This is a genomic window from Nonomuraea sp. MG754425 (assembly GCF_021699195.1).
In the GTDB taxonomy this organism is placed as follows: Bacteria; Actinomycetota; Actinomycetes; order Streptosporangiales; family Streptosporangiaceae; genus Nonomuraea.
The window spans coordinates 1-1118 of sequence record NZ_SSXE01000429.1; the positions used below are offsets into that span (position 1 = coordinate 1).

The 1118-nt window shown below is 66.7% G+C and carries 1 protein-coding gene; it reads right to left on the minus strand.

Translation table 11 applies throughout. The features are described from left to right. Positions 1-24: 24 nt before the first annotated feature. Complete coding sequence (locus FAF44_RS53275) at positions 25-903, minus strand: MBL fold metallo-hydrolase (RefSeq protein ID WP_237111133.1); 879 nt, start codon at positions 901-903, stop codon at positions 25-27. Positions 904-1118: the final 215 nt, after the last annotated feature.

Below are 1118 nucleotides of genomic sequence, written 5' to 3' on the forward strand. Positions count from 1 at the left end.
GGGCGGGGGTGTCGATGGGAGTGCTCAGGCGACAGGGTGCCAGGTCGGGCCGGTCGCGGTGGTGTGGACGCGGCCGAAGACCACGTCGGCGAAGTGCACGCCGAACCCGATCGTGTCGGGCTCCTGCAACTCCTTGACCAGCCGATGCCGGTGAACGGCCGATTCCGCCGGGTCCGAGTCCACGCCGGCCGACCACTCCGGATGGCGGATCTGGACCGCTGAGTGCAGGGCATCGCCGAAGGCGATCAGGCGCCGGCCGCCGGACGTGATCGTATAGCTCGCGTGCCCGACCGTATGCCCCGGTGTGAACATCGTCCGCACGCCAGGGAAGATCTCCTCGCCGTCCGTGATGATCCGTGCCTGGCTCGCCAGGGTGGCGAGCATCTCGTCGGTGACGTCGGTCGCGGTGCGCAGGTGCTGCTGCGTCCATTCGGGTTCGGCGAACAGGTATGCGGCCTGGGTGAAGGCGGGCAGCTCGTCGCCGGGGGCGGTGTGGTGAGCCCAGCCGAGATGGTCGGGGTGGAGGTGGGTGAACGCCACGGCCTCGATCTCCTCCGGTCGGCGTCCCAGCTTGGCGAGGTTGTCGAGCAGATCGCCGCCGCGCAGGGCGCCGACCAACGGGTTGCCCGGATCGTCGGGCAGGGATACCGGACCTACTCCGGCGTCGATCAGCAGAGCTCGCTCGCCGTCCTCGATGAGCAGCCCGCCGATGGTGGCCACCAGGTTTCCGTTGGCGTCGAGATGGGCCGCGTTGTGCTCCCAGTCCTGCGCCGTCGCAGCGGGTAGCCAACCACCTGGCTTGAGGTACACCACTCCGTCGGGCACATAGCTGATCTTGAGGTCTCCAAGCTGAAGTGAACGGATGGGGGACGTCCGGCGCAAGCGCTCTTCCTGAAAGCTCATGGCAGAAACTTACAACTAGAACTATTCAAGCTGCAAATATTATGACTTGAGGTAATCTGCCGGTATGACGTCATCGTTCGAAGGTTCTCTTGTGGGAGCGGAGGTCGAAGCCAGGGCCGGGGACAAACCCGCCGGTATCGGGGCTCCCTCTGAGGAGCAGGCGAGGCTCGGGCCTGACGGTCGCACCGGACCCGAGATCAACGCCGCCCCCGCCC

Coding starts and splice junctions, on each gene's coding strand:
- FAF44_RS53275 (WP_237111133.1), bottom strand. CDS start 903: ATGAGCTTTCAGGAAGAGCGCTTGCGCCGGACGTCCCCCATCCGTTCA.